A 5,177-nucleotide genomic window follows, 5' to 3' on the forward strand; every position below is an offset into this window, starting at 1 on the left:
GGTGATCACCGTCCGGGGCACAGCCGTTGTCTCAAGCCGTTGTCTCAGTGGGTCAGCCGTCGCGGACCCGGTGGGTCAGCTGCCGCTGCCCCGGCGGGCTCAGCCGTTGCCGTTGTCCGAGGACGGCAGCTGGGCCTGGATCTGGCTCATCACCGTGCTGTCGGCCAGGGTGGTGGTGTCACCGACCTCGCGGCCCTCGGCGATGTCGCGCAGCAGGCGGCGCATGATCTTGCCGGAGCGGGTCTTCGGCAGCTCGCCGACCACCTTGATCTGCTTCGGCTTGGCGATCGGGCCGAGCGTGCGGCCGACGTGGGCCCGCAGCTCCTCGACCAGCTCGGGGCTCTCGGTGGCGCCGCCGCGCAGGATCACGAAGGCGACGATGGCCTGGCCGGTGGTGGCGTCGGTCGCGCCGACCACGGCGGACTCGGCCACGGACGGGTGGCCGACCAGGGCCGACTCGACCTCGGTGGTGGAGATGTTGTGGCCCGAGACGAGCATGACGTCGTCCACCCGGCCGAGCAGCCAGATGTCCCCGTCCTCGTCCTTCTTGGCGCCGTCACCGGCGAAGTAGCGGCCCTCGAAGCGCGACCAGTAGGTGTCGATGTAGCGCTGGTCGTCGCCCCAGATGGTGCGGAGCATGGACGGCCACGGCTCGGTGAGCACCAGGTAGCCGCCGGAGCCGTTCGGCACCTCGACGGCGTTGTCGTCCACCACGGTGGCCGCGATGCCCGGCAGGGCGCGCTGGGCCGAGCCCGGCTTGGTCTCGGTGACGCCCGGCAGCGGGCTGATCATGATGGCGCCGGTCTCGGTCTGCCACCAGGTGTCCACGATCGGACACCTGCCGCCCCCGATGTGCTCGCGGTACCAGATCCAGGCCTCGGGGTTGATCGGCTCGCCGACGCTGCCCAGCACCCGCAGCGAGGACAGGTCGAACTTCGCGGGGATGTCGTCGCCCCACTTCATGAAGGTGCGGATCGCGGTCGGCGCGGTGTAGAGGATGGTCACGCCGTACTTCTGGACGATCTCCCAGAACCGGCCCTGGTGCGGGGTGTCCGGGGTGCCCTCGTAGATGACCTGGGTGGCGCCGTTGGAGAGCGGGCCGTAGACGATGTACGAGTGGCCGGTGACCCAGCCGATGTCGGCGGTGCACCAGTAGACGTCGGTCTCCGGCTTGAGGTCGAAGACCGCGTGGTGGGTGTAGCTGGCCTGGGTGAGGTAGCCGCCCGAGGTGTGCAGGATGCCCTTGGGCTTACCGGTGGTGCCCGAGGTGTAGAGGATGAACAGCGGGTGCTCGGCGTCGTGCGCCTCGGGGGTGTGCTCGGTGGACTGGCGCGCGGTGATCTCGTGCCACCAGACGTCGCGGCCCTCGGTCCACGGGATGTCCTGGCCGGTGCGGCGGACCACCAGGACGTGCTCGACGCCGTCGGCCTTGGTGAGGGCCTCGTCGATGGCCGGCTTGAGGGCGGAGGGCTTGCCGCGCCGGTAGCCGCCGTCGGCGGTGATGACGAGCTTGGCCTGGGCGTCCTGGATGCGGGAGGCGACGGCGTCGGAGGAGAAGCCGCCGAAGACCACCGAGTGGGTGGCGCCGATCCGGGCGCAGGCGAGCATCGCGACGACCGCCTCGGCGATCATCGGCAGGTAGACGGCGACCCGGTCGCCCTTGCGGACGCCGAGCTCCAGCAGCGCGTTGGCGGCCTGCGAGACCTCGTCCTTGAGCTGGGCGTAGGTGATCGAACGGCCGTCGCCGGGCTCGCCCTCGAAGTGGATGGCGACCCGGTCGCCCAGGCCGTTCTCCACGTGGCGGTCGACGCAGTTGTACGCGACATTGAGCTTGCCGTCGGCGAACCACTTGGCGAAGGGAGGGTTGGACCAGTCGAGGGTCTCGGTCGGCTCGACGGCCCAGGTGAGGCGACGGGCCTGCTCGGCCCAGAAGCCCAGACGGTCCTCGGAGGCCTGCGCGTACGCGGCCACGGTGACGTTGGCGGCGGCGGCGAGCTCTGCCGGAGGGGCGAAGCGCCGCTCCTCCTTGAGCAGGTTGGCCAGGCTCTCGTTGCTCAACGCGCACTCCTCATCGAGTCATGATCGGGGGCGATCCCGTGCGTGGGGATTGTCCCGTGTGTCCCAGCGCACAGCTCACCAGGCGAACGGGGCAGTTGACAAGAGGCTCCTGGGAATTGGTGTAGACCTTTGACCGACGCCCGGGCGGCGGCCGACCGGCGACCGGCCGGCCTCGCGCCCGGTCCGCCGCGGAGGACCGGACGACCGTTCGGGGGTGGGTGGGCCCGTGCCCCGGCCCGCCCGGCGGGGACACGGACCCGGCTCTCAGGCGGCCAGCCGGGGCCCCTCCTCGTCGCCCTCGGCCGGAACCCGATCATCCTCCCTCACCCGTTCGGCCGATGCTGCGTTCGGCCGGACATCGGGGCCGGTTCCGATGGGGGCCTCGGTGTGGTGTTCGATTCCGTTCGTGTCCTTCCCCGCGCGGGCCTCGACCGGGCTGAACGTCCCGGCGGCCCGGTCGAGGACGTAGGCCTGGGCCGTCGCGAGGTCGAAGTACATCCCGACCAGCCGCAGGGTGCCCTCCTCGACCCGGCGCTCCACCGCCGGGTTCGCCAGCAACTGGTCCAACTGTTGGACCACGTTGGTGATGCAGAGCTGCTCCACGACGTCCACCGCGGGCCGGGCGGCGAACTCCGCCGGGACCCGTCGGAGCCGGTCCAGCGAGCCACGGCCGTTGCGCAGCCAGCGGGCCAGCGGGGTGGGCGGCCCGGGGCGTTCGTGCACGCCGTCCAGCAGGGCCTGCATGGCGCCGCAGCCGGAGTGGCCGCAGACCGTGATCGAGCGCACCTCCAGCACCTCGACCGCGTACTGCACGGCGGCGGCCACCGAGTCGTCCGCCGCGCCGGGTTCGTGCGGGGCCGGCACCAGGTTGCCCACGTTCCGCACGGTGAACAGGTCCCCCGGACCGCTGTTGGTGATCATGCTGGTGACCATCCGGGAGTCCGCGCAGGTCAGGAAGAGCTGGGAGGGCGTCTGCCCCTCGCGCGCCAGCCGGGCGAGTTCGGGCCGGATCAGGGGGGCGGTGTGCAGCTGGAACACCCGGACGCCGTCCAGCAGTCGGCCGTGCGGGTCCTCCTGCTGCTCGATGCAGTGGTGGCCGACCCAGGGCGTCCAGGCCCGGCAGCGGTGCGGGCCCGGTGAACTGCCCGTACGCACGGTGCCGTCCGGGTCGAGCACCTCGTCGTCCTGGCGGCGCGTCACCATCGAGACCAGGCCGCCCGCCTCCTGGTGCCCGGCCCGCCAGGTGTGCAGCGTCTCGTACGCGGCGTGGTCCAGGAACGAGCCGTCGTGGACCACGGTGACCTCGGCCCCGGCCGGGATGCCGGCCAGCGCCCGACCGAGCCGGGGCACGGCGGTGAAGGTGAGCGGGCCGTGCGTCCGGACGGTGACCGTGCCGCCGGGGCCGGCCTCCACGTCCACGTGGGCGCGGGTCAGCCGGTAGAGGGCGAGCAGGACGGCGGTGCCGGCGCCGATCGCGACGCCCCACAGCACGCCGGCGGCCACCACACCGAGCACGGTGATCAGGTAGACGGGGAACTCGCGGTGCCGGTGCACCCTGCGGATGTGCGCGAAGCTCACCATCTGCAGCCCGACCACCAGCACCAGCGCGGCGAGCGCGGCCAGGGGGATCCGGCGCAGTCCGCCGGTCAGCGCCAGCGCGGCGGCCAGCACCCAGACGCCGTGCAGCACCGAGGCCCACCTGGTCCGGCCGCCGGCCCGCACGTTGGCGGTGCTGCGAACCGCGCCCCCGGCGACCGGCAGTCCGCCGACCAGTCCGCTCACCAGGTTGGCGAGGCCCTGCCCGCGCAGTTCGCGGTCGAGGTCGCCGGTGCGGCGGGACATCCGGTCGGTCGCGACGGCGGACAGCAGCGACTCCACGCTGGCCACGGCGGTGACGGTGAGGACGGCGGCGAGCAGCCCCAGGACCGGGCCGTGCGGCAGTGCGGGCAGGAGCGCCTGCGGCCGCCAGGCGGGCAGCTCGATGTGGGCGAGCCGCAGGTCCAGGGCGAACACGAGGGCGGTGGCCAGCGCGACCCCGGCCAGCGGGCCGGGCACCTTGGCCAGCCGGGTACCGAACTCGCCCGCTCGGCCGGGCAGTCGGCCGAGCCGGGGCCAGCCGACCAGGACGGCCACGGTCACCGCGCCGGCCAGCAGCGCGGGTGGGTGCGGGCCGGCCAACTGGCCGGGAAGGGCCAGGATGTCGGTGATCGCGGAGCTCTGCGGCGAGCCGCCGAGGACGACGTGCAGCTGCGCGAGGGCGATGGTGATCCCGACCCCCGCCAGCATGCCGTGCACGATCGCGGGCGAGACGGCGAGCGCCGTCCGGGCCACCCGGCGTGCGCCGAGCAGGAGTTGGAGCAGGCCGGCCGCGACGGTGATGGCGCAGGTGGCCCGCCAGCCGTACTGGGCGATCAGTCCGGCGGTGATCACCGTCAGTGCCGCCGACGGGCCGCTGACCTGGAGCGGTGTGCCGCCGAACAGCCCGACCACGATGCCGCCCACGGCCGCGGCGGCCAGACCGGCGGTGAGCGGGGCGCCGGTGGCGAGTGCGATGCCGAGGGAGAACGGCACGGCGATCAGGAAGACCACGAGGGACGCGGAGAGGTCCTGGGCCCACCGGATGCGGAGGCCCGCGCCCGGCGGCGCGTGGTCGGTGGTGTCGGAGGCGATGGGGGCGCTGGAGATGTCGAGGGTCATTGTCTTCCCGTCTGTCCGGGGGAGCGAACGCAGTCAGGTCCGGCGGTGAATCCGGGGTGGGGCTCCGGGGCGGATCGGCTGTCGTGGGCGCGACGGTGTGGCGGGATGGCGTGGGCGCGGCGGGGGAGTGCGGGTGTCACCGGCCGGCGTTGACCATCAGGCCCGCCGGGGCTTCGGGCGAGGTGCGGGACGTCTCACCGGGGGCCACTGGGCGAACCATCAAGACTCGGTAAACCGAGGGTAATGAAAGCTTTGCACAGCGTGGTTCCGGGAGGGAAGCGGAAAACCCCCTGATTCACCCCAATGGGTGGTGGCCCAATGGTCGGGAATCTGCTGGTGGCAGCGGTCGCGGCTCCCGATCGACCGGGGCCGGTGTCGGTGCCGGGCACGGCGAACGGGCCGCGCCCTCCCCGGAGCAGGGG

At 73.0% G+C, this 5,177-nt stretch carries 2 protein-coding genes; both read right to left on the reverse strand.

Annotated features, from left to right (window positions below):
• Positions 1-99: 99 nt before the first annotated feature.
• On the reverse strand, positions 100-2,058 hold the full coding sequence (gene acs / locus ACFU6K_RS30850; protein ID WP_380668577.1) for an acetate--CoA ligase: 1,959 nt from the start codon (positions 2,056-2,058) through the stop codon (positions 100-102).
• Positions 2,059-2,322: 264 nt separating this feature from the next.
• Complete coding sequence (locus ACFU6K_RS30855) at positions 2,323-4,755, reverse strand: SulP family inorganic anion transporter (RefSeq protein ID WP_380668579.1); 2,433 nt, start codon at positions 4,753-4,755, stop codon at positions 2,323-2,325.
• Between the last annotated feature and the right edge of the window lie 422 nt (positions 4,756-5,177).

Source organism: Kitasatospora sp. NPDC057512 (assembly GCF_042802135.1).
GTDB lineage: Bacteria > Actinomycetota > Actinomycetes > Streptomycetales > Streptomycetaceae > Kitasatospora.

Coding starts and splice junctions, on each gene's coding strand:
- ACFU6K_RS30855 (WP_380668579.1), bottom strand. CDS start 4,755: ATGACCCTCGACATCTCCAGCGCCCCCATCGCCTCCGACACCACCGAC.